At 72.8% G+C, this 23,565-nt stretch carries 20 protein-coding genes and 1 pseudogene; 13 read left to right on the forward strand and 8 right to left on the reverse strand.

The annotated features are described in order from the left end of the window. Positions 1-47: 47 nt before the first annotated feature. The 3 genes from AC5L34_RS01130 to AC5L34_RS01140 all read right to left on the reverse strand — a co-directional run bounded on the left by AC5L34_RS01130 (position 48) and on the right by AC5L34_RS01140 (position 7,203). Positions 48-4,337 (reverse strand): DUF5005 domain-containing protein, encoded by a 4,290-nt coding sequence (locus tag AC5L34_RS01130; protein ID WP_494823655.1) that lies wholly within the window; start codon positions 4,335-4,337, stop codon positions 48-50. A 1,902-nt stretch (positions 4,338-6,239) separates the two neighbouring features. Continuing rightward, positions 6,240-6,755, reverse strand: coding sequence for a DUF3995 domain-containing protein (locus tag AC5L34_RS01135; RefSeq protein ID WP_441175622.1), 516 nt, complete (start codon positions 6,753-6,755; stop codon positions 6,240-6,242). Next, positions 6,742-7,203 (reverse strand): hypothetical protein, encoded by a 462-nt coding sequence (locus tag AC5L34_RS01140; protein WP_441175621.1) that lies wholly within the window; start codon positions 7,201-7,203, stop codon positions 6,742-6,744. The genes AC5L34_RS01135 and AC5L34_RS01140 overlap by 14 nt, the downstream gene beginning before the upstream one ends. A 330-nt stretch (positions 7,204-7,533) precedes the next feature. On the opposite strand from AC5L34_RS01140, the gene AC5L34_RS01145 reads away from it, so the two are divergent. The 7 genes from AC5L34_RS01145 (at position 7,534) to AC5L34_RS01175 (ending at position 10,632) form a co-directional block, all read left to right on the forward strand. Then, positions 7,534-8,160 carry a superoxide dismutase gene (locus AC5L34_RS01145; RefSeq protein WP_441175620.1) on the forward strand — a complete coding sequence of 209 codons (627 nt, stop codon included), beginning with the start codon at positions 7,534-7,536 and terminating at the stop codon, positions 8,158-8,160. Beyond that, positions 8,160-8,423 (forward strand): superoxide dismutase, encoded by a 264-nt coding sequence (locus AC5L34_RS01150; RefSeq protein ID WP_334606875.1) that lies wholly within the window; start codon positions 8,160-8,162, stop codon positions 8,421-8,423. The genes AC5L34_RS01145 and AC5L34_RS01150 overlap by 1 nt, the downstream gene beginning before the upstream one ends. A gap of 30 nt (positions 8,424-8,453) precedes the next feature. Next, complete coding sequence (locus AC5L34_RS01155) at positions 8,454-8,789, forward strand: YnfA family protein (protein ID WP_121399763.1); 336 nt, start codon at positions 8,454-8,456, stop codon at positions 8,787-8,789. Positions 8,790-8,830: 41 nt separating this feature from the next. After that, positions 8,831-9,226: a hypothetical protein gene (locus AC5L34_RS01160; protein ID WP_441175619.1), complete on the forward strand. Its 396-nt coding sequence runs from the start codon at positions 8,831-8,833 to the stop codon at positions 9,224-9,226. Positions 9,227-9,357: 131 nt separating this feature from the next. Further along, positions 9,358-9,852: a GNAT family N-acetyltransferase gene (locus AC5L34_RS01165; RefSeq protein ID WP_441175618.1), complete on the forward strand. Its 495-nt coding sequence runs from the start codon at positions 9,358-9,360 to the stop codon at positions 9,850-9,852. Positions 9,853-10,185: 333 nt separating this feature from the next. Next, complete coding sequence (locus AC5L34_RS01170; protein WP_441175617.1) at positions 10,186-10,371, forward strand: hypothetical protein; 186 nt, start codon at positions 10,186-10,188, stop codon at positions 10,369-10,371. Positions 10,372-10,422: 51 nt separating this feature from the next. After that, a complete protein-coding gene (locus AC5L34_RS01175) occupies positions 10,423-10,632 on the forward strand; it encodes a hypothetical protein (RefSeq protein ID WP_441175616.1) in 210 nt (69 codons plus the stop codon). Between the two features lie 39 nt (positions 10,633-10,671). Here the strand turns inward: AC5L34_RS01175 and AC5L34_RS01180 are convergent, their stop codons facing one another. From AC5L34_RS01180 to AC5L34_RS01195, 4 genes are all read right to left on the reverse strand, one after another. Next, positions 10,672-11,127: an Rv0361 family membrane protein gene (locus AC5L34_RS01180; protein WP_441175615.1), complete on the reverse strand. Its 456-nt coding sequence runs from the start codon at positions 11,125-11,127 to the stop codon at positions 10,672-10,674. Positions 11,128-11,765: 638 nt separating this feature from the next. Further along, positions 11,766-12,851 carry a redox-regulated ATPase YchF gene (ychF, locus tag AC5L34_RS01185; protein ID WP_441175614.1) on the reverse strand — a complete coding sequence of 362 codons (1,086 nt, stop codon included), beginning with the start codon at positions 12,849-12,851 and terminating at the stop codon, positions 11,766-11,768. Between the two features lie 135 nt (positions 12,852-12,986). Further along, the gene (locus AC5L34_RS01190) at positions 12,987-13,754 is read right to left on the reverse strand and encodes a Type 1 glutamine amidotransferase-like domain-containing protein (protein WP_441175613.1); all 768 of its coding nucleotides are present in this window, start codon (positions 13,752-13,754) and stop codon (positions 12,987-12,989) included. A 91-nt stretch (positions 13,755-13,845) separates the two neighbouring features. Further along, positions 13,846-14,349 carry a MarR family winged helix-turn-helix transcriptional regulator gene (locus tag AC5L34_RS01195; RefSeq protein ID WP_441175612.1) on the reverse strand — a complete coding sequence of 168 codons (504 nt, stop codon included), beginning with the start codon at positions 14,347-14,349 and terminating at the stop codon, positions 13,846-13,848. Between the two features lie 93 nt (positions 14,350-14,442). Here AC5L34_RS01195 and AC5L34_RS01200 point away from each other — a divergent pair. Then, positions 14,443-15,210: pseudogene (locus AC5L34_RS01200) on the forward strand (EamA family transporter); the annotation flags it as partial. Between the two features lie 128 nt (positions 15,211-15,338). Here the strand turns inward: AC5L34_RS01200 and AC5L34_RS01205 are convergent. Beyond that, on the reverse strand, positions 15,339-15,821 hold the full coding sequence (locus AC5L34_RS01205) for a hypothetical protein (RefSeq protein WP_441175611.1): 483 nt from the start codon (positions 15,819-15,821) through the stop codon (positions 15,339-15,341). A 141-nt stretch (positions 15,822-15,962) separates the two neighbouring features. Between AC5L34_RS01205 and AC5L34_RS01210 the strand changes: the two genes are divergently transcribed. The 5 genes from AC5L34_RS01210 (at position 15,963) to AC5L34_RS01230 (ending at position 23,504) form a co-directional block, all read left to right on the forward strand. Beyond that, entirely contained in the window at positions 15,963-17,513 is a 1,551-nt protein-coding gene (locus AC5L34_RS01210; protein ID WP_441175610.1) for a DNA-3-methyladenine glycosylase 2 family protein, read from the forward strand. Beyond that, complete coding sequence (locus AC5L34_RS01215; RefSeq protein WP_441175609.1) at positions 17,510-18,010, forward strand: methylated-DNA--[protein]-cysteine S-methyltransferase; 501 nt, start codon at positions 17,510-17,512, stop codon at positions 18,008-18,010. The genes AC5L34_RS01210 and AC5L34_RS01215 overlap by 4 nt, the downstream gene beginning before the upstream one ends. Positions 18,011-18,058: 48 nt before the next feature. Beyond that, positions 18,059-19,876 carry an ABC transporter ATP-binding protein gene (locus AC5L34_RS01220; protein WP_441175608.1) on the forward strand — a complete coding sequence of 606 codons (1,818 nt, stop codon included), beginning with the start codon at positions 18,059-18,061 and terminating at the stop codon, positions 19,874-19,876. After that, the gene (locus tag AC5L34_RS01225; RefSeq protein WP_441175607.1) at positions 19,873-21,744 is read left to right on the forward strand and encodes an ABC transporter ATP-binding protein; all 1,872 of its coding nucleotides are present in this window, start codon (positions 19,873-19,875) and stop codon (positions 21,742-21,744) included. Before AC5L34_RS01220 ends, AC5L34_RS01225 begins: the two co-directional genes overlap by 4 nt. A gap of 131 nt (positions 21,745-21,875) precedes the next feature. Then, entirely contained in the window at positions 21,876-23,504 is a 1,629-nt protein-coding gene (locus tag AC5L34_RS01230; protein WP_441175606.1) for a trypsin-like serine protease, read from the forward strand. Positions 23,505-23,565: the final 61 nt, after the last annotated feature.

Here is a 23,565-nt window from a genome sequence, read left to right on the forward strand (position 1 = left end):
TGTCACGTCGGCCGCGCTCGCCGGGCTGGGTCAGGGCCGCCGCCCGGTCAGCACCTCGATGCGCCGTACTTGACCTTGTAGCCGCCCCAGTAGAGGTTTGCCCCCTCCTCGAAACGCATGTGATCGTTGAAGTAATCCCACAGGAAGGCCTCCCAATCGCTGTACTTTGACCATTGAACGGAGTGGATCTGCTCGTGCCAGAGGAGGTCCGGGCCCTCGTTGTTCGCGGTCGCCGCCCCGTACATCCGCCGCAGGATCAACCGCTGCCGGACCTCGCACACCAACTCCTCTTCCAGCCGCTGCGGGCCGCCTTTCGCGTAGAAGAAGAAGTCACCCACCGTCACCGGGTTGGTCTGGCCGGCGTACATGATCGGCGTCATGCCGAAGCAGATGGTCTGGAACCAGTCCCCCTGGCATGAAGTGCTGTGGGCCAGCGAGAATATGCCAGCCCAGTCGTTGCTGCCGTTATCCTGATTCCCTCGCCGCCGGACGCCACTGTTGTACGGCACCACCCGATAGGGGATGGCCTCCACCGTGGAACTCGACGACACCTCACCGGAAATGTTCACCGCCGAGACCTTGAACTCGTAGGCTTTCAGCTCGCGCAGGAAATCGTAAATGATTACTTTGGTTTCGGCGATCGGGCTCCGGTACTTCGACCAACTGGTCTGCCCATCGCTGAGGTTTCGGTAATGGACCTGGTAAAACGTGTCGAGCTTCGAGTTCCCGCCATCTCCCCAGGTGAACGTGACCCGGTTGACGTCACCCCAGGCCAACAGCCCGCCGGGCGCCTTCGGCATCGGGGGCATCGGACGGGCGCTCACCGTGTTCGAGAACCCGCTCGAACCCGTGATGTTCGACGCCAGGACCTTCCACTCGTACGTGTGCCCGTTGATCAGCAGGGCCCCGTTGAAGGTGCAGCAGCTCACGCCGAGCGGCAACTTCTGCCACGACTGCCCCGTCGTCACGTCCCGCTGGTAGATCGAGTAGGAGACGTTCGACGGCGTGCTGGCCGTCCACTTAAGGGTGACGCCGTTGCTCTTCGGAGTAGCGGTGAGACCGGAGGGGGCCGACGGCAGGGGTGGCATCGGACGCCCACTGGCGGTGTTCGAGAATCCGCTCGAACCGGTCATGTTCGTCGCGCTCACCTTCCACTCGTACGTGTGCCCATTCGTGAGAAGGCCACCGTTGAACGAGCAACAGCCCACCGCGTACGGCAGCTTGCGCCAGGACTGTCCGGCCGTCACGTCCCGCTGGTAGACGTCGTACGAGACGTTCGGGCTCGGGCTGGCCGTCCAGGTCAGCCGGACCGTTCCGTCACCCACCGTCCGGGCCAGGTTCGAGGGGCTGCCCGGCAGTGGCGGCATCGGGCGGCCACTAACCACGTTCGAGGCGGCGCTGGAACCGTGGACGTTGGTGGCGACCACTCTCCACTCGTAGGTGTGCCCGTTGGTGAGCAGCGAGCCGCTGAACGCGCAGCAGGTCGTCACCGGGTAGGGCAGCTTCTGCCAGGACTGCCCGGCCGTCACGTCCCGCTGGTAGACGTCGTACGAGACGCCGGAGGTGGCGCTCGCCGTCCAGGTCAGGCGCACCGTGGCGTTGCCCACGTCCGCGCTCAGGTTGGCGGGACGGGCGGGAAGCCCACCCAGGGCGGTGACGCGTACCGCGGCCGACGTGGCTCCTTCCCCGCCCTGGTTGGATGCGCTCACCTTGAACTCGTATTGGTGGCCGTTGGCCAGGAGGCCGGCGCTGAACGCGCTGTCGGTCAGCGGGAGCGGCAGCTTCTGAAAGGACGTCTGACCCGCGGTCACGTCACGCTGGTAGATCCAATAGTCGATGTTGGGACCGACCGGATCCCAGTCCAGATCCACGCTGCCGTCACCAGCCGCCCTCGCGCGCAGGTTCTGCGGGGCCGGCGGCGGCGAGTAGTTGCTGGTCGCCTGGACGATGTCGCTCGCCGGGCCGTCGGTGCCGTTGTTGGCGACGACCTTGTAGGCGTACACGTGGCGGTGTACCAGCAACGAGTCCGTCATGGCGCAGCAGGTCGTCACCGGCAGCGGAAGTTTGGTGAAGCTGCCGCCGGCGGTGACGTCACGCCGGTAGACGTCGTACCAGTAGTTGCCCGTCGGCCCGGTCCACTGCAGCCGGATCGAGCCGTTGGACTGTGGCGTCGCCGTCAGGCCGGTCACCTTGGCCGGCGTCGGCGCCCGCGGGGTGACCTGGATGGCGGTGGACGCCGCGCCCGTGCCCCCCTGGTTGCTCGCGGCCACCTTGAACTCGTAGGTCTCGTTGTTGGTGAGGAACTCCGGCGTCATGGTGCAGCACTCGGTGATCGGCAGGGGGAGTTCGGTGAACTCCCCCTCCCCGGTCGTGACGTTGCGTTGGTAGATGTGGTAGAAGACGTTGTCGCTCGGCGCGTCCCAGACGAGGGTGACCTTCCCATCTCCCACGGTTGCCCGGAGGTTCGTCGGGGCAGCCGGCGGCGCCATCGTCGACGTGGCCTGTACCACGCCGCTGGCCGGCCCCTCGCCTCCCCGGTTGGTGGCGCTGACCTTCCACTCGTAGGTGTGCCCGTGGTGCAGAAAATCGGCGGTTATCGCGGTGCCCTCGACGGGGAGGGGCAACTGCGTGAAGGCCGCCTCGCCGGCCGTCACGTCCCGCTGATAGACCATGTACCACAGCAGAGGGGCCGGCGCCGTCCATGCCAGGGCAACGCTGCCGTCGCTGCGGGGGGTGGCGGTCAGGCCGGTCGGCGCGGGCGGGAGCGCGTACCGTGCGGTCGCCGTGGCGATCGCCGACCGGGGTGACTCGCCACCACCGTTCCTGGTGACCAGGGCGAACTCGTACAGGTGACCGTGCTCGAGGTTCTCCCGCCGGACCTGGGTGTCGGTGCTGCCGGGTCGGAGGGCGAGGTTGAACTCACTGTCACCCGCGGTGAGATCACGCTCGAGCAGGTCGTAGCCCCAGGCGTCAGGCACCTGATCCCACGAGACGGTGATGCTGCCGGCATCGTCGGCGACCGCCGTGACGGATGCCGGGGCCGGCGGCGGGGCGATCCGGGGCACCGCGGTCACCGTGGTCGACGGCGTGCCCTCGCCTGCCGTGTTGACGGCACTGACCCGGAATTCGTAGGTGTGCCCGGAGTACAGGAAGCCGATCTTCGCGGACGTCCCTGTGGCGACCGCGCTCTCCCGGCTGAAGTGCGTCTGGCCGGTTGTCACGTCACGCCGGTGCAACCGGTAGCCGGTGGCGCCGGCGACCGCCTGCCACGCGAGTGTGACGTCGCCCTTGTCGTCCGGGGTCGCGGTGACCGCCTGCGGTACTCCGGGGAGCGCCGCCGGGTCGGGGACCGGCCGAGGCCAGGCGAGCTCGATGAACCGGGGACGGTACAGCCGGGCGTCGCTGAGGTTGTCGGCGTTGTCGAGGCTGTTGACGTTGTAGGAGAACAGCAGCTTGCCGCTGGTGGTGAGCTCGGGATGGACACGGGCGTCGTAGACGATCTTCGGAGTGCCCGGTACGGCCTCGGGCGCGTCGAACAGGGGCGTCGGCCCGGTGAACGGACCAGTCGGCGAGTCGGCGGTGTAGGTCACGAACTGCGGGTTGAAGACCATGTTGTTGTCCTGTGTGAGCAGGACGTACTTGTCTCCCGACCGGAAGACGCCATAGGTCGTGCCGACGCCGCTGAGCAGCCGTGCGGCCGAGGATTCCGTGCTCGACCAGGCGCTGCCCGTCCAGTACTGCCATGCGCCGCCGAAGCCTCCTGCGGGTGCGCGGGCGACGTGTCCGAAGCGCATGCCGCCATCACCGGCTGACGTGCCGTAGATGTAGGTGTATCCGCTGTCCTCCAGGATCGCCGAGCCCCAGCCGACCGAGTCACCGACGGGCAGATCCACGACGGATGAGACTGTGAGTCCCGGCAGGGCGAAGGTCACCAGTGAGGTTCCCTTGAGGATGAAGTCGAGATTGTCGTCGCTCCCACCGCGCTGCATGCGGTTGTAGAGCACCTTGAGGGCACCGCCCTCGACGACGCCGTCCGCCGCCCAGAAGTACTGGTCGGCCTGGGTTGGAACGACCAGGGCGGACGGTGCCGACGCTGAGCCACCGTGGCGGGTGGACACCAGGCTCGTGTTCTCCTGCACGACGAGGGTGTTGTTCACCATCGGCGTGCCGGCCGGACGGGTGCCGTCCGCGTTGACCGTGCCCAGGTACGTGTCCGAGAAGAGCCACGCGACCCGCCCGTCGGGTAGGGCCACGGAGGCGGTGTTGTCACCTCCCGTCCAGTGCCCGCCCTGATCGCCGTACGTCTGGAACATCGTGTTGAGCGCCGTCGCCGACATTCCCCCGGCCGGTACCGCAGCCGCGGGCGTGGGAGCAAGAGCGAGGGTGATTGCGAGAGCCACGGGCAGCCCGCCGGCGAGCCGCCGCAGCGACCTGGTCGGTCTGGAAGATGTGCGCATCAAGCGACCTCTTGAAGGAGAGCAGGGGGGAGGTAAGCAGCGGATCGATGATCACCGCTGAGGCGGGACAGTATCAGCGGCGGCCTTACTCGGCTGCCCCCGTGCGCGCCGTGGCGGAAGGAACAAGGCCGTGGCGCAAGGTGCAAGAAGGACTCCGAACGGAGCACAAACCTCCGCTCCTGCAGCGGCAGCCGCCGGGCACCACGGATAGGCGGCGGGGCTATCCTGTACCGCACTGTGACAGGGGGTGGGCCGGTGGTCACCGGCTGCGGCGCGTCGCGATGCTACTGCTCGGCGCGGTGCTGCTGGGCACGGTCGGCCTGAGCGTCGGCTCCTGGTACGGCGGTCGCGGCGTCACGCCGCCCAGCTACGACCGGGCGCGGACCCTGGCGGCGGAACTGCTCCCCGATGCGGTGCCGTACGACTCGGATCGGGTCGTGCATGGCTCCCGGTGGGGCGTCAGTTTCGCCGCCGACTACCTCGGATCGGGTCAGGTGGCTTCTGGTACGACGACCGTGCCGACTGTGTGCTCTCCGAGCAACTGCGACGCAACGCCACGAAGCAGGGGTGGCAGAGCCTCCGCCGCGTGCCGGGCATCCCGTGCGACGGCTGGCGGGCCGAGCGGGACGGGCTGACGGTCACGCTCGCCCACTCGGCGAGCGGGTCGAGCTTGACCGTCGCACCGGCCGCGCCCGACAAGTTCCTCGCCACCACGGTCACTGGCACCCTCCTCGGCGCCGCCGCCGGCGCAGCGCTGTTCCGGCTGCTGGCACGGCGACGTCCACCCGTACCCCTGCTGATTGGCACCCTGGTGATGGTCGGCCTACTCCCAGGCGTGGCCCTCACCTGGGCGGTCCTGGACATGAACAGGCTCACCGAGCCGGTTTGGCCCATCTGGCCGGCGCTCGCTCCCCTGCTGGTGCCGCTGTGGCTCGTACTCCTGGCGGTGGGCGTGTACGTCCTCCCAGAGCGACAGAACCGGACCGACCCCGCCACCGGCTCTTCTGGCATGAGTGCTGAAGCGGGGACCAAGACTCTGGAGCCTTCTCGCAACGGCACTCGGATCGCAGTGGTGGTAGCTGTCGCGTGCGTCCTGACTCCCTTAGCGACGGCTGTCGCCCTACCCCTCTTATTCCTTCGAGCGCAGCCCGATCGTGCAGCTCCCGAGCCCGTTGTGCCGTGGCCGATAGAGGCGACTGCAAGTATCACTTCCAACACGTCTCCGACCGCCTCGCAGCCGGGAACCAGCCCAAGTGCCAGCAGGGTTGGCTAAGCCGGCCTGCCGCGCCCGGGTGCAAGCGTGAGGGATGATCGCCGGCCAGCACCATCGTGATCAGCAGGGCCAGGCCGGCATCGGTTCTGGCTGAGGCGGCCCGCTGGCCTCGAACTCGTGGCGCAGGCACTCGCCGTACATGAAATCCCAGGTCGACGGGAACCGCCACAGGCGCACTTCCGCCTGAACGACCACGGCGAGTTCAACGGGGCGAGCCTGGTTCGGGGAGCCGCAGATTCTCCAGAGGCACCTCCTCGTGCACCAGGTGCGGCGTCGCAGGTGGGCCAGGGCTCGTCGGCCGGCCACAGCAGCGGCCCGCCGACGTGGCTCTCGGCTGCCGGAACCGCCCCGGGGCGCGGGTGCAGCCGGGTCGCCGTGCGGCCGAGTGTCTCCAGCCCGGGATAGCGGGCGAGGATGGACGAGTGATCATGGCGAGATCGTAGGCGGGTGCGGGTCGCCCGGTCGGACGGCGCTCGGGGGACCGGGTCGGGACGTCCGGTCGCCCCAGGTCACCCGGCGGCCCGGTGCCGCCTGCCCAGCCGCCATCCCGCCGTCGCCCAACACACCCCCCAGAGCAGGAAGAACGGCGACCACAGCAGCAGGTCCCACCATGCCAGGTCGCGGGCCAGGGCGGCGTGGGTGGCCGGCGGTGGCCGGAGGCCCGTCAGCAGCAGCGCGTCACCGACGAGGCCGTGCCCCAGCGCCCCGACCGCCCGGACGATCATGAGTACGCCGAGCGTCCAGGCGACCGTCGACAGCAGCCGGCGCGGCAGGGCCGCCCGCCAGGGGCGCAGCGTGGCCAGCGCGACCACGACGCCGACGACCGCGGCGGCGGCCAGCACCCAGTGGCTCGCCACGAACAGCGGATCACGGGCGAGGAGCCGTTCGCGCAGCTCCGGCGGGAGCGGATCCTTGTCGGCCAGCGCGTTGGCCCCCAGTGCCTGCGCGAGCTTCATCGCCCCGTAGGCCGAGGCGCACGCCGCCGCGCCGTACGCACCCACCCGGGCCCGGTCAGTGCGCGGCACGTCTCGTCGCCACCACGTAGGACCGGATCATCGCCACGAGCAGCCCGATCACGACGAGCCCGAGGACCCCGTGGTACCACTGCCAGCCCACGCCGATGCCCACGAACCCGTCCACCACCATGATCGTCGCGCCGGCCCCGACGGCCAGCAGCATGCCGGCCAGCGCCAGCAGCATCAGGGGCCTCGGCACCCGGCGCCCCGGCGCCGTGACCGTGGCGAGGGCGAGGCAGGCCCCCACCACCCCCGACACGACCGCCGACCACTGCGCCGTCGCCACGCCCATCACGTCGCGGGCGTACCGTTCGTGCTCGGCGGCCGGAACGACCGGGCCGCCCGGAAAACCGAGCCGGGAGTCGAGCGCGAAGGCGGCCTTGCCGACGGCGTACGCGAGGAAGAGCGCCGCCACCGCGTAGGCCGGCCATCGCCGCGCACCAGGAGAAGCATCCATGGTCCCGACGCTAGGTCCGGCGGACCGCACGCCGACTCCCGAGCGCGAGGGGACCGCCTCCCCCGTGGAGGGGAGCCCGGTGTGGTTCCCGGGTCGAAGCCGGGCACCGGTCGCGCCCCTCCTCCGACCACGGCGACAGGGCCGGGAGGAAGCACGTGCGGGCGCGCCTCCACCGTTGATCATCGCGGCGCGGAGGCGCGCCCTGCCGACAGCGTCGGCGGTGGCCGGAGTCCCGTGCGACTCCCGGTCAGTTGCCAATATTACGTAGTTGCCATCACTTTGCAATAAGGCATACTGGCCGGGATACCGTCCACTCGCGAAAGGGTCCCCATGGCCGTCTACCAGCTCCCCGACATGCCCTACGACTACGGGGCGCTCGAGCCCGCCATGAGCGGTCAGATCCTGGAGCTGCACCACAGCAAGCACCACGCCGCGTACGTCAAGGGCAGCAACGACGCCCTCGACCAGCTCGCCGAGGCCCGCGACAAGGGTGACTACTCGGCGCTGGTCGGCCTGGAGAAGACCCTGGCCTTCAACCTCTCCGGGCACGTCCTGCACTCGATCTTCTGGAACAACCTCTCCCCGGAGGGCGGCGACCGCCCCGACGGCGAACTGGCCGCCGCCATTCAGGAGCACTTCGGCTCGTTCGACGGCTTCGCCGGGCAGCTCTCCGCCGCCACGAAGAGCGTGCAGGGCTCCGGATGGGGCGTCCTGGCGTGGGAGCCGCTGGCGCAGCGCCTCATCGTCGAACAGGTCTACGACCACCACGGCAACGTCGGCCACGGCTCGACGCCGATCCTGGTCTTCGACGCCTGGGAACACGCCTACTACCTTCAGTACAAGAACGTGCGTCCGGACTACGTCGACCGCCTCTGGGACCTGGTCGACTGGGCCGACGTCGCCAGGCGCTTCGACGCCGCGCGCGCCGCCGGCAACCCGCTCACCGTGGCGCCCTGATGGCGGCCGACCCGGGGTCGGCCCTCATCGCTGCACAACGCGCCGCCGGGGTCATCGCCGCCAGGCACCGCGGTGACCTCGACGGCGCCGAACGGCTGCTCGCCATGTTCCCCGACGAGGCCGCCCGCAGCCGCGGCTTCATGTTCCTGGCCGAGCTGGCACTCAGCCTCGTAGGGACCCGTACCGGCCAGAGCATGGAGGACGTCGCGCAGGAACTGGCCCTGCACATCGCGGCCGTCAGCGGCGGGCCGCCCGCCCGCTGACCAGGTGAGGCTCCGGCTACCTTCGACCCCATGACGGTGGCCCGCTCCATCCTGCTGTTCCTGCTCGCCGCGCTCGCCGAGATCGGCGGGGCCTGGCTCGTGTGGCAGGGCTGGCGCGAGAACCGGGGGCTGCTGTGGGTGGCCGCCGGGGTCATCGCCCTCGGGTTCTACGGCTTCGTCGCCACCTTCCAGCCCGACCCGAACTTCGGCCGCATCCTGGCCGCCTACGGCGGCGTCTTCGTCGCCGGCTCCCTCGCGTGGGGCATGGTCGTCGACAAGTTCCGCCCCGACCGCTACGACCTCGTCGGCGCGGCCCTCTGCCTGGTCGGGGTCGCCGTCATCATGTACGCCCCCCGCAGCGGCTGAACCAGGCGGCGGTGTCGGACTCCGACGCTACGCTGCGCGCCATGATCACGAGACCCACCGAGAAGTGGGGCCGCAGCGTGCGGGAGCAGAGGGCAGCGATCGCGGCGGGCACCCTCACCGAGGAGGCCGCGTACGCCCTCCGCCTCTGGCCCGAACCCTTCATCACCGCCGTCGACACCGTTCTCGACGCCTACGAGGCGGACGTACGCTCGCTCTCATCGCCGTCCGACGAGGAGGTCTTCGCCGCGGTGGAGCGGGTGGTCACCGCCCTCAACGCCGTCAACGACGAGCACGGCAGGATCGAGACGGGAGAACGCGAGGACCTGTGCGAGCACATCGACGTCGTGCTGACGAGCGCGGGCCAGGACGTCGAGGCGCTCACCTCCCGGCGCGGCGTCGGACGCCACGAACTCACCGACGAATGGCGCGACTGGTAGGGCGGCCGATCCTGCTGCGCGACGGGGGACGGGAGCCGTACGGCCGTCAACCATCCTCGGCGGTCGGCAGGTTCTGGTAGTCACCGGATACCGGGTTGCGTGCTTCCCATGCCTGCGGCAGCCTCCATCGCATGATCGAGACGCATGTCCTCAGCGAGCACGATTGGAGGATGTGGCGGGAACTGCGGCTCGCCGCGCTGGGGGAGGCGGCGTACGCGTTCGGCTCCCAGTTGGCGGACTGGCAGGGCGACGGCGACCGCGAGGAACGCTGGCGCGGTCGGCTGGCCATCCCCGGCTCCCGCAACATCCTGGTGATGCTCGACGGGCAGCCCGTGGGGATGGCCAGTGGGGTGCCGACCGGACAGGACGGCGTCGTCGAGCTGATCTCGATGTACGTGGCGCCGGCGGGACGTGGCCGGGGCGTGGGCGACCACCTCGTGCGGGCGATCGAGCAGTGGGCGCGGCAGGTGGGCTCGGAAACGCTGCGGCTGGCCGTGGTGGCGGGCAACAGGAACGCCTGGGCGCTCTACCAGCGGCATGGCTTCAAGGACACGGGTGAACTGGGTGACCTCATGCCCGACGGCGTGCGCCGGGAGCACATCCTGACCAAGAGCCTCGTCAGCTAGCGGTCGGCCGTCGTCCGGCCGGCCGCAGCGCGGAGCGGGCCGAGCTGAGCCGAGCCGAGCGTCAACGGCACCCGCCGGCCGCCCGCGCGGAGGCGCCCGTGGTGCCCCCGGCCAGGGCCGCCGCCTACCGGTGCGGTGAGGCGTGGTCGGTGTTCGTCGCGCACACGAGCGGCCGGACGGCCCTGGTCCAGGGCAGCGCCGGCTACCTGCCGGGAGCGCTGGCCGGATGTCGGGCCGACGTGGTCTACCTGGGCGTCGGCCAGCTCGGCGCAGGACGAGGACTACATCCGCACCTACTGGGTCCAGACCGTACGGGCCGTCGGGGCCCGGCGCGTGGTCCTCATCCACTGGGACGACTTCTTCCGTCCGCTCGACCGGCCGCTCCGCGCCCTGCCGTACGCGGGCGACGACCTCGACCGCACCGTGCGCGTCCTCGCCCGGCTGGCCCGCCACGAGGGGGTCGCTCTGCACCTGCCGACCCTGTGGCGCCGTGAGGATCCCTGGGCGGGACTCGGTTGACCTCCCACACCGGGGACGGCCGGCATCCGGAACCGCTGGCAGACTGCCGGCATGCCGTCTGAACCGGATTCGTGGACCATCAGGCACTTCTCGCAGGCCAACCCGGCCGGCCCAGGCCAGGACAGCGTCCCGGCGCTGCTGCGCCGCGTCGCGGACGGCATCGAACACCGGCCCGGCATCGAGATCCAGGACGTCGTCCTGCACAACGAGGTCACGGCCGACGGTGACTGGTGGTCGGCCACCGTCTACTTCCACGACTGATCAAGCTGACGGAATCCAGCGTACGGGCTCGCCCCGCACTCAGTACGGCTGGCCGCACACCTTCCAGGCCCCGTCCTCCTTCACCAGCATGAACGTGTGCCGGTCGGTGAAGCCGCTGTCCAGCGTCAGGGCCATGTTCACCGTCGCCGACGTGCGGCCGTTGACGCTCGACACGTTGACGCCGTTGACCTTGTGACCGCGGATCTTCGGCTGCTTGGCGACGCCCTGGGCGAACGCCTCCCTCGTGTACCCGCCGCGCGTGTCGCCGCACAACAACTCGTACGCCGCGTCCGGCTCGCCCGCCTCCAGGTGGCTCACGAACGACTCGGCGGCCTGCCGCGCCGGGTCCGTCGCGCCCTTGACCCCCTTGTACAGGAAGAAGCCGCCGACGCCGGCACCGCCGCAGCACAGCACGACGACCACACTGACGACGATCAACACGGTGCGCAGCGTGCGCCGCTTCGGCGGTTGGGGCACCTGGTACGGGTGGGTCATGGCTCGTGAGGGTAGGGGATGCGAGCAATCCCTCGCGTCGTGGATAAGTCCGGCAGGCATCACCCTGCCTGCTGACTCATCGCGCCCAGGGTCGGGTACGGGCCCTCGATGAAGCGATGGCCGTACCCGGTTCGGATGTTTCTCACCCTTCTTGCCCGCGTACCGCTCGCGGTGCTGATCAACAAGCTCTTCCACGACTCCTGGCGTGCGGCCCTCGTGACGTCGGCGTCTCCGCCTCCGCAGGGCGCGCCGGCACGTCGACTACCCGACGCAGCGGTAGGACGACGTCGCTCTCGTGCCGGCATCCGGACTGTCGGGCTCAGGACCTGCGACCGTGTCTCCCGGCGGCATTGATCGAGGCTCGTCCACCTACAGTCGGCCGGTGGAGTTCGGAACCTTGGCCGGCTTCGGCCTGCTGCTCTGTACGGGATTTACCTGTCTCTTCCTCGTCGCCGTCGTAGGGCTGCTCGCGGCCTGGTGGAAGCCACAGGGCTGACGGGGGCCCTTCGTCAGGGTCTCCGCCGGCACTTCGACGTCGAGCCGAACGAAGTGGCGCCCTCTGCTGTAGTCGACGACCCGGCGTGGGGCTGTGCCCCAGGGCCAGGGCACAACACCTCGACCAGGGCGAACAGGGAATTTCAGACGTTGAAGCGGAACTCCACGACGTCGCCGTCCTGCATGACGTACTCCTTGCCCTCGATCCGGACCTTGCCGGCGGCCTTGGCCGCCGCCATGGACTTGGCCGCGACCAGGTCGCCGAAGGAGACCACCTCGGCCTTGATGAAGCCGCGCTGGAAGTCGGAGTGGATGACCCCCGCGGCCTCCGGCGCGGTCGCGCCGACCGGGATGGTCCAGGCGCGCGCCTCCTTGGGGCCGGCGGTGAGGTACGTCTGGAGCCCGAGCGTGCGGAATCCGACCCGGACGAGCTGGTCCAGGCCCGGCTCGGGCTGGCCGATCGACTCCAGCAGCTCGCGGGCCTCCTCCTCGGGCAGGTCCACCAGCTCGGACTCGATCTTGGCGTCCATGAAGACCGCCTCGGCCGGGGCGACCAGGGCGCGCAGCTCGTCGAGGAACTCGGCGTTGCCCAGCTCGGCCTCGTCGACGTTGAAGACGTACAGGAAGGGCTTGGTGGTGAGCAGGTGCAGCTCGCGCAGGTGCTCCAGCTCGATGCCCGCGTCCTTGGCGCCCGCGTAGAGGGTGACGCCGGTGTCGAGCAGCTCGACGGCCTGCTTGGCGGCGGTGACGGCGGCGGCCCGGTCCTTGCGGAGCTTGGCCTCCTTCTCCAGCCGGGGCAGCGCCTTCTCCAGGGTCTGGAGGTCGGCGAGGATCAGCTCGGTGTTGATCGTCTCGATGTCGTCGGCCGGGGAGACCTTGCCGTCGACGTGCACCACGTTGGGGTCGGAGAAGGCCCGGACGACCTGGCAGATGGCCGAGGCGTCGCGGATGTTGGCCAGGAACGCGTTGCCCCGGCCCTGCCCCTTGGAGGCGCCGCGCACCAGGCCGGCGATGTCGACGAACGACACCGGGGCGGGCAGCACCTTCTGCGAACTGAAGATCTCGGCGAGCGTGTGCAGCCGCTCGTCCGGCAGCCCGACGACGCCGACGTTGGGCTCGATGGTGGCGAACGGGTAGTTCGCCGCGAGCACGTCGTTCTTGGTCAGCGCGTTGAACAGGGTGCTCTTGCCGACGTTGGGCAGGCCGACGATGCCGATGGTGAGACTCACGACGAGCCAGCTTACGCCGGTGCCGTCCCACCCCGGCACGCGGTGCGTCGTCGCCGGGTCGGGCAATACCGGATCTTGGTACGAAACGGCCCCCGGAGGGGCGTCACCGTACCAAGATCGGCAGCGGGGGTCGGGTCAGGCGAGCAGGCGGGGGGCGATCGGGGTCTCGCGGGCCGTGCCGTCCTCGGCGCGGCTGACCTCGTACGCCGAGACGCCCGCGCGGTCCGCGACCGCCTCGACCAGCCGGGTGCCCCGGTAGAGCAGGCCGGTGCCGTCGTCGGTGCAGTGGGCGGTCGGCAGCGTGCCGTCGGCGACCAGCCGGTGCATCAGCGGGCGGCGCTGCTCCTCGCTGTCGTAGTGCACGCCGTTGCCGTAGGGCAGCCAGCCCAGCCCGTCGGTGAAGCCGCGCAGGGTGGTGCCGAAGCTGTCGGTGGCCCCGCCGGCGTGCCAGCAGATCGAGCCGGCGGAGACGCCGCCGAGCACCACGCCGGATTCCCAGCACTCGCGCAGGATCTCGCCGAGGCCGTGCACCCGCCACACCGCGCAGAGGTTGGCGACGCTGCCGCCGCCGACCCAGATCACGTCCTGGGCGAGCAGGTGGGCGCGGACGTCGTCGACGTTGGGCATCGGGAACAGCGCCAGGTGCGTCATCCGGAACCGGCTGCCGGCGAACGCCTCGTAGACCCGGGCGAGCGTGGTCGGCTGGTCCCCCTCGGCCTGGTTGAGGAAGCAGATCCTGGGCTCCGGCCCGGCCCCGGCCAGCTCGGCGGCGAGGTCGAAGACGGGGTTGACCCGCCGGGGCCCGCCCTCGTGGCGCGGCGCGTAGATGCCCATGCTGGTGGCGAGGATGGTCGGTTCGCTGGCGGGCACGGTCGTCCTTCCGTCGGGGTCGGCGCTGCCCATCCTGCCCGAGGACGGTCCCCCGCCGCTCAGCGCCCGGGACGGTCGCCCGCCCGGGGCTGCCGCCCGTCGCCGCCGGGGTCCGCGCCGCCGCTCAGCGTCCGCCGTCGGTGACCGCGCCCAGCAGCGTACGCAGCAGGTCGGCGAGGCGCCGCTGGTCCTCGGCAGGCAACGCGTCGAGCAGCCGGCGCTGGACGGCCAGCCCGGCCTCGGCGGCCTCCTCCACGAGGTCGAGGCCGGCGGGGGTGAGCGTGACCTGGAGCCCGCGCCGGTCGGCCGGGTCGGGTGAGCGGCGGACCAGCCCGGCGCGCTCCAGCCGGTCGAGCCGGCCGGTCATCCCGCCGGAGGTGAGCATCAGCGAGGCGGTGAGCGCCTTCGGCGCCAGCGTGTAGGGGGCGCCGGCGCGGCGCAGGGCGGCGAGCACGTCGAACTCGCCCCGGCTGATCGACCAGCGGGCGTAGGTGCGCTCCTGTTCGTCGCCGACGAGGCGGGCCAGCCGGTAGATCCGGCCGAAGACCGCCATCGGCTCGGGACGCATCCCGGGTCGCTCCCGCCGCCACTGCTCGACGATGCCGTCGACGTCGTCCCGCTCGGTCACCCCCGGATTGTGCCGCACCTCGCACTCCCCTCTTGTCTCGCCGCAAAGTAGCTTAGTAACAAGATACTTGGCATCAAGCATTCAGGGGGAACCGTGGACCGACGCTGGACCGACGTCCTGCTCACCGCCGCCGCGCCGACCGCGTGGGGCACGACCTACCTGGTCACCAGCGAGCTGCTGCCGCCGGACCGGCCGCTCTGGTCCGGCGCGATCCGGGCCCTCCCGGCCGGCCTGCTGCTGCTGGCGCTGACCCGGCGTCGCCCGCGCGGCGTCTGGTGGTGGCGTGCCGTGGTGCTCGGCGCGTTGAACATCGGTGCGTTCTTCCCGCTGCTCTTCTTCGCCGCCTACCACCTGCCCGGCGGCACCGCCGCCGTGCTCGGCGCCACCCAGCCGCTGCTGGTGGCGGGGTTGACGGTGCTCGCGCTGCACGAGCGGCCCCGCCCCCGGGCGCTGGCCGCCGCGCTCGCCGCGCTGGCCGGGGTCACCCTGGTCGTGCTGCGCCCCGACGCGGGCCTCGACCCGGCCGGCGTCGCCGCCGGGCTGACCGCCACCGCCGCGATGGGTGCCGGTCTGGTGCTGACCCGCCGCTGGGGCCACCCGCCGGGCGTCGGCACGCTCACCGCCACCGGCTGGCAGCTCACCGCCGGCGGGCTGATGGTGGTGCCGGCGGCCCTGCTCGTCGAGGGGACGCCGCCCGTGCCCGACCCGCCGGCGCTGGCCGGCTACGCGTGGCTGACGCTCGCCGGGACGGCGCTGGCGTACGCGCTGTGGTTCCGGGGCGCGGCCCGGCTGCCGGTCACCCAGGTCTCGCTGCTCGGCGCCCTCAGCCCGCTGACGGCCGCCGCGCTCGGCTGGGCCGTGCTCGGGCAGGCGCTGACCGGCTGGCAGCTCGTCGGCTTCGCCGTGGCGGTCGGCGCCACCGTGGCCGGGCAACTGCCGGCACGCCCGCCCCGCCCGGCGGGTCGGTCGCGGGAGCCCGGACCGGCGGGTCAGTCGCGCGGGCCCGCCTGGCGGGGAACCACGGCCTCGATGCGCAGGGCGCCGGGGGCCAGCTCGCCGGCGGCGGCCAGCGGCAGGGTGAAGCGGGCCTCGGCGGCGGGGCCGGCCGCGTACGACTCGCGGAGCATCCAGCGCACCTCGTCGGCCGTCCAACCCAGCCCGGGGCGGCCGGCGATCTCCCGGACCAGTCGCAGCGCCACCCGGGTGTCGTCGTCGTAGAACCGCATGCACCAGTGGTGCACCCACATGCCCAGCGCGCGGAGGCCGTCGGCGTCGAGCGACCGCACGAGCCGACCGCAGGCCGTGTCGCCGAACGCCCGCCCCGGATCGCCGGCCCGGTCCCGTTCGATCGCGCCGACGGCGGCCGGGGCGACCGCGCGCATCCGCTCGTAGAAGCGCTGCACCACCACGCTGTCCAGCGGTGGGTGCCCGTCCCGTGCCGACGCCGCCTCCCGACCCGCCACGCTCGCCATCGCCGCACCCCTTCTTGAGTTGGTGGCCGGACGGTACCGGCCACAACCGACACTTTCGGCGCCGGACGTCCCGTTCGCGCCCGCACGGCCACGTCCGATTCCCGCGCGCCGTGGGCACCGAGCAGGGGCATCATCGGTGACGTGGAGTTGGACTTCGAGCGGTGCTACCGGGCGGTCGACAGCCGCGACCAGCGATTCGACGGCTGGTTCTACACGGGCGTCACGTCGACCGGGATCTACTGCCGGCCGTCCTGCCCGGCGACGACGCCGAAGCGGCAGAACGTCCGGTTCTTCCCGTCGGCGGCCGCCGCCCAGACGGCGGGGCTGCGCGCCTGCCGGCGCTGCCGGCCGGACGCCGTCCCGGGCTCGCCCCAGTGGGACGTACGGGCCGACGTGGTCGGCCGGGCCATGCGGCTGATCGCCGACGGGGTGGTGGACCGCGACGGCATCCCGGGGCTGGCCGCCCGGCTCGGCTACACCGAGCGGCACCTGCACCGCATGCTGCGGGCCGAGATGGGCGCCGGCCCCCTGGCCCTGGCCCGGGCGCAACGCGCGCAGACCGCGCGCACCCTTATCGAGACGACCGGGCTCGGCATGGCGGAGATCGCGTTCGCCGCCGGGTTCGGCAGCGTCCGGCAGTTCAACGACACGGTCCGGGAGGTGTACGGCAGGGCCCCGTCCGAACTGCGCACCGCGCGCGGGCGGTCCGTGACGCCGGGCGGGGCGGGCACGATCACGCTGCGGCTCGCGTACCGCCCGCCGTTGCACGCCCGGGCACTGCTGGACTTCCTCGCGCTGCGCGCGCTGCCCGGCGTCGAGGAGGTGCGCGACGGGACGTACCGGCGCGGCCTGCGGCTGCCGCACGGTCCGGGCGAGGCGGCCCTGACCCCGGCGGACGGGCACGTGAGCGCGACGCTGCGGCTGACCGACATGCGCGACCTCGCCCCCGCCGTGGCCCGCTGCCGCCGCCTGCTCGACCTCGACGCCGACCCGACCGCCGTCGACGGCACCCTCGCCGCCGACCCGGCGCTGGCCGGGGCGGTCGCCGCCGAGCCCGGGATCCGGCTCCCCCGCTCGGTCGACGGCTTCGAGATGGCCGTACGCGCGGTCGTCGGCCAGCAGGTCTCCGTCCGCTCGGCCCGCACCACCCTCACCCGCCTCCTGACCCACCTGCACCCACCCATCCCCAACCCCGGCCCCGGCGACGTTGATCAAGAGGTTCGGGCACCCGGTGAGCGGTCTCGGGAGCCCGAACCTCTTGATCGACCAGCCGAGGGCGTGGGGAGTGGCGAGGGGGCCGAGCGGGTGGGCCGGTTGCGGGGGTTTCCCACCGCCGAGGAGGTGCTCGGGGTGCCGGACGAGGTGTTCGGGATGCCGGCGGGGCGGCGGGAGACCGTCCGGGCGCTGGCGGGGGCCGTCGCCGACGGGTCGCTGGACCTGGCGCCGGGCGGCGACCGCGAGGAGACCGTACGACGGCTGCTGGCGCTGCCCGGGATCGGCCCCTGGACGGCGGGCTACGTGGCGATGCGCGCCCTCGGCGACCCGGACGTCCTGCTCCCCACCGACCTCGCCGTGCGCCGGGGCGCCGCCGCCCTCGGCGTCCCCGCCGACCCCCGGACCCTCGACACGTACGCCGACCGCTGGCGCCCCTGGCGCTCCTACGCGGTGATCCGACTCTGGAGAGCAGGATGAGCATGAACGACAGCACCGTCATCGACACCCCCGCCGGGCCGCTCAGCATCGTGGCCGGCCCGGACGGCGCGGTCCGGGCGGCGGGCTTCACCGGCGACCCGGAGAGCCTGCTCCCCCTCGTGCACCCGACCCTGCGGGCACCGCTGCGGCACCGGGGCGACCTCGGCCCGGTCAGCGCCGCCGTGGCGTCCTACCTGGACGGCGACCTGGCCGCGATCGACGCCGTGCCGGTGCGGCAGCACACGGGGGGCGCGTTCATGGCGCACGCCTGGCAGGTGCTGCGCGAGGTGAAGCCGGGTGACCCGGTGACCTACACCGGTTTCGCCGGGCTGGCCGGCCGGCCCGCCGCCGTACGCGCCGCCGCCGCGGCCTGCGCCCGCAACGCCGCCGCCCTCTTCGTCCCCTGCCACCGGGTGCTGCGCACCGACGGGACCCTCGGCGGCTACCGGTGGGGGCTGGACGTGAAGAAGTGGCTTCTCGGGCACGAGCGACCATGACGGGAAGCCGACACCTGCGCCGGGGCCGTTTGAGGCTACCGTCGGGTAGTGCCTGCGGAAGGTGACGGCAACCCGGCCTCCCGGGTGGAGGCCGGCCGGCATTCCCTGCACAATCTCTGGCGACTGCGCCACTACCTGCGCCCGCACGCGGCGGAGTTCGGCTGGCTGCTGCTGGCCGGCCTCGCCGCCACCGGGGCGGGCATCGCCGTACCGCTGGTCGCGCAGCGGGTCGTGGACGGCCCGGTGGCCCGCCAGGACCCGGCCGGGCTGTTCCGGCTGGCCGGGCTGGCGCTGCTGCTCGGCCTGGTCGAGGCGCTGCTGATCTTCATCCGGCGCTGGGTGCAGTCGTCGTCCTCGATGCGGATCGAGGCGGCCATCCGCGAGGACGTCTACGCCCACCTGCAACGGCTGCCGGCCAGCTTCCACGACCGCTGGCAGTCCGGCCAACTGCTCTCCCGGGTCACCAGCGACCTGTCGGTGCTGCGCCGCTTCCTCTCCTTCGGCCTCTTCTTCCTGATCCTCAACCTGGTGACCTACCTGGCCGTGGTGGTGCTGCTGATCCGGCTGCACCCCGCGCTGGGGCTGCTGGTGGCGGGCAGCGCGGTGCCGCTGTTCCTGATCAGCCGCCGCTTCGCGCGGCACTACCACGCGGCCTCCCGCCGGATGCAGGACCAGCAGGGCGACGTGGCCACCCTCGTCGAGGAGACCGCGCAGGGGCTGCGCACGATGAAGGCGTACGGGCGGGGGCCGGAACTCGCCGCCCGCTTCGGCGTCGACGCGCGGGCGCTGCACGACACGGGGGTCGCCAAGGGCCGGCTGCTGGCCCGCACCTCCGCCCTGCTCGACCTGGTGCCCAACCTGACCCTCGGCGTGGTCCTGGTCGCCGGCGCGGCGGCCGCCGCGGGCGGGGTGCTGACCATCGGCGAACTGGTCGCCTTCGTCAGCCTCCAGCTGATGCTGATCTGGCCGGTGCAGTCGCTGGGCTGGATCATCGCCAACGGCCAGGAGGCGGCCACCGCGGCCGACCGGGTGCGGGAGGTGCTGGACACCCCGCCGGCCATCGAGGACGCCCCGCACGCGCTGGCCCCCCGCCGCGCCGACGTACGCGGGCGGCTCCGCTTCGAGCGGGTGTCGTTCCGCTACCCGGGCACCGCCGCGCCGGTGCTGCGGGAGATCGACCTGACCGTCGAGCCGGGCGAGACCGTGGCGCTGGTCGGGGCGACCGGCTGTGGCAAGAGCACCCTGCTCTCCCTGGTGCCCCGGCTGCACGAGGTGACCGGCGGGCGGATCACCCTCGACGGGCACGACCTGCGCGAGCTGCGGCTGTCCGCCCTGCGCCGGCTGGTCGGGGTGGCCTTCGAGGAGCCGACGCTGTTCTCCATGTCGGTCTGGGAGAACGTCACACTCGGCCGGCCGGAGGCCGGCGAGGACGAGGTGCGCGCCGCCCTCGCCCTCGCCCAGGCCGACTTCGCGTACGAGCTGCCGTGGGGGCTGGCGACCCGCGTGGGCGAGCAGGGGCTGTCGCTCTCCGGCGGGCAGCGGCAGCGGCTGGCGCTGGCCCGGGCGGTGCTCGGCCGACCCGCCCTGCTCGTGCTGGACGACCCGCTCTCCGCGCTCGACGTGCACACCGAGGCGCTGGTCGAGACGGCGCTGCGGCGGGTGCTGCGCACCACCACCGCGCTGCTGGTGGTGCACCGGCCCTCCACGATCGCCCTCGCCGACCGGGTGGCGCTGCTGGAGGAGGGCCGGATCACCGCCGTCGGGCGGCACTCGGAGCTGCTCGCCGGTGTGCCGGCGTACCGCGCGGTGCTCTCGGCCGAGCCCACCCCCGCACCGCCCGGCGACCGCGGCCTGGTGCGTTCGTGACCGGCGACGCCGTCCGGCCCCCGGGCGGGGCGGGCCTCGCGCGGTGGCGCGGCGTCGCCACCGACCCGGACGCGGACCGCAGCCACGCCGAGGACACCGCCCCCGAGGCGGTCGCCCGCCTCCGGGCCCGCAGTCGGGTGCTGCTGCGCGACCTGCTGCGCCCGCACCGGCGCCGCCTCGGGCTGGCCGTCGCGCTGCTGCTCGCCCAGAACGCCGCCGCGATGGCCGGGCCGTACCTGGTGATGCTCGGCATCGACCGGGCGATCGCGCCGCTGCGGGCCGGCGAGCCCGGCCCGCTGATGGCCGTCGCCGCCGGGTTCGCCGCCGCCACCGCCGTCGAGTACGTCGCCCGCCGGGGCTTCCTCACCCTCTCCGCGCGGATCGGCCAGGCCGTCCTGCTCGACCTCCGTCAGCGGGTGTACGCGCACTTCCTGCGCCTGTCGGTGGCGTTCCACGAGCGCTACACCTCCGGCCGGATGGTCTCCCGGCTCACCAGCGACCTGGACTCCATCGGCGAGCTGGTCGGCGGCGGCATCGACGGCGTGGTGCTGGCCGTGCTGTCGATCCTGTCGATCGCCGGCATCCTGCTCTGGCTGGACCTGCCCCTGGCCGCGGTGACGCTGCTCGCGTTTCCGTTCCTGATCTGGCTGAGCCGCTGGTTCGCGCGGGCGTCGGCCGACGCGTGGCGGCGCACCCGGGAGACGGTGGCGCTGGTCATCGTCCACTTCGTCGAGTCGATGCGTGGCATCCGGGCGGTGCAGGCGTTCCGCCGGGAGCCGCGCAACCAGGAGATCTTCGGGACGGTCAGCGACGACTACCGGCGGGCCAGCCGCGACGCGTTCCGGCTGATCGCGACGTACTCGCCGGGGATCAAGGTGATCGGCAACGTCACCGTGGCGGTGGTGCTCTGCTACGGCGGCTGGCGGGTCCTGGGCGGGTCCACCGGGATCGGGGTGCTGGCGGCGTTCCTGCTCTACCTGCGGCGGTTCTTCGAGCCGATGCAGGAGCTGAGCCACTTCTACAACTCGCTCCAGTCGGCCACCGCCGCGCTGGAGAAGCTGGCCGGGGTGCTCGACGAGCGGCCGTCGGTGGCCGACCCGGCCCGGCCCGTGCCGCTGCCCACCGGGCCGGGCCGCGGCGCGGTCGCCTTCCGGGCGGTCACCTTCGGCTACCGGCCGGACGCGCCGATCGTCGCCGGACTGGACCTCGCCGTCCCGGCCGGCCAGACCGTGGCGCTGGTCGGGGCGACCGGCGCCGGCAAGTCGACCGTCGCGAAGCTGCTCGCCCGGTTCCACGACCCGGTGTCGGGGGCGGTCACCCTCGACGGGGTCGACCTGCGTGAGGTCGCCGACGCGGAGCTGCGGCGCGCCGTCGTGCTGGTGACCCAGGAGACCCACCTGTTCGGTGGCACGGTCGCGGAGAACATCCGCTTCGGCCGTCCCGGCGCCGACGACGCCGCCGTGGAGGCCGCCGCGCGGGCCATCGGCGCGCACGACTTCATCGCCGCGCTCCCCGACGGGTACGCCACCGAGGTGCGGCGGCGCGGCGGCCGGCTCTCCGCCGGGCAGCGGCAACTGGTCGCGTTCGCCCGGGCGTTCCTGGCCGACCCGACGGTGCTGATCCTGGACGAGGCGACCTCGTCGCTGGACGTGCCCACCGAGCGGCTGGTGCAGCACGCCCTCGGCACCATCCTGGCCGACCGCACCGCGCTGGTGATCGCGCACCGGCTCTCCACCGTGGAGACGGCCGACCGGGTGCTGGTGCTCGACGCCGGCCGGATCGTCGAGGACGGCCCGCCCGCCCGGCTCGCCGTCGCCGACGGCCGGTATGCCGCCCTGCACCGGCAGTGGCGCGACTCCCTGGTGTGAGCCCCGGTCGGTCGCGGTCGCCCACGGTCGACGGCCCCCACCATGATCGTCGATGCCACTAGACTCAGCGCGCCGAGCGGAGCGGTCCACCGGGTGGTCGTCCCGACGGCGGCGACGAGGGGGGTTGCGACGTGCGGTTCGGACGACGGGTGATGGTGGCCGGGGTGGTCACCGCCTGCGCGCTGGGTGCGGCGGCGGTCGCCGGGATGCCGTTCGGCGACGCCGGCCGGACACCGGCCACGCTCACCGCCGGGGAGGCCCCGGCGTCGCCGGGCGACGACGGCGCCCCGACGGGCGCACCGGTCCGCGCCGACAGCGGGCCGGTCCGCGCCGACAGCGGGCCGGTCCGCGCCGACAGCGGGCCCGGCAGCCGTCCCCGAGGCGGCGCGACGCCGGGCGCGGCGACGACCCTCCGGGCCCGGCCGGCCGCCGAGGTCGCCGCCGGCAGCCCCGCTTCGGTCTCCTACCTGCGCGACCGCTACCGGGTCGACGCCGACGAGGCGGCCCGGCGGCTCGCCCTCCAGGAACTGTCCGCGCCGCTGGCCGCCCGGCTCGCCACGGAGTTCCCCGCCGCGTACGGCGGGATGTGGCTGGACCAGGCCGCCGGCGGCGTGCTGACCGTCGCCGCCACCAGCGTCGAACCGGTCCGGGCGGCGCTGGCCGGCATGCCGGACGCGGCGCGCGTCCGGGTGGTGCCGGTGCGCCACCCGCTGCGGCAGCTCACCGAGGCGGCGACCCGGCTGGCCACCACGCTCGACGCCACGGCCGGCGCCGACGTCCTGGTGGACGAGCGGGCCAACGAGGTCGTCGTGCTGACCGGCGACCGGATCGCCACCGACGACCCCCGGTTGGCCGGGGCGCTGCGCGCCGCCGGGGTGCCGGCCCGCGCGCAGGCCCGGATCGCCGGGACCGTGGTGCAGAAGGCCTGCGACCCGCGCGACTGCGCGCAGGCACCGATGCGCGGCGGCATCCGGCTGGACGTGCCGCGCGACGACGACACCGTGGGCGGCTGCACGACGGGCTTCAACGTGGTCGCCGGGCTGCGCGACCCGTACGTGCTGACGGCGGGGCACTGCGTCGTCGGGGGGCGGCACCAACTGGTGGACCGCACCTGGCACCGGTTCCTCGGCCCGAAGGTGCCGGTGACCGTCGAGTCGTCGAGGCCGGGGCTGGCCGAGAACGCCTACCCGTACGACTACGCGATCATGCCGTACCAGGCCGGGGCGCTCGGGCTGTGGGCGTACCCGGCGGGGGCCACGCAGGTGCCCAGCCTGGTCAACTACTGGTGCGTGCCGGACAGCACCGGATGCGCCACCCGGGGCAGCCGCGACGTGGCGGTCACCGGGCACGTGCCGTGGAGCGCCATCCAGCCCGGCTGGGTGGTCTGCGCCACCGGGGCGGCGTACACCCCGAAGGACGGCGAGCAGCACGTCGACTCGGGCGCCGGCGCCGGCTACGTGCCCGGCACCCGCTGCGGGGAGATCATCGGCAAGAGCAGCGGCGGCATCGACGTGCGCATCTGTGCCCGCCCGGGCGACAGCGGCGGCCCGCTCTTCACCGAGGCCGACGGCAAGGCGCTGGGCATCCTGTCGCACGGCGACCCGGGACAGGGCCCCTGCACCAACCCGAACGAGCGCAACTCCTACGCCCCGGTCTCCACGATCCTCGATCGGGCGAACGCCCGCACCTACGGGGGCCTGCGGCTCCGGCTGGCCACCAGTGGCCCGGTCCCCCCGCTGACCCGGCCGGTCATCCGCTGACCCGCCGACCGGGCGCCTCGGACGGCATCCGTCGTGGCGCGCGGGTTATCCCGTGGTCCGG

It is taken from the genome of Micromonospora sp. ZG13 (assembly GCF_059359355.1).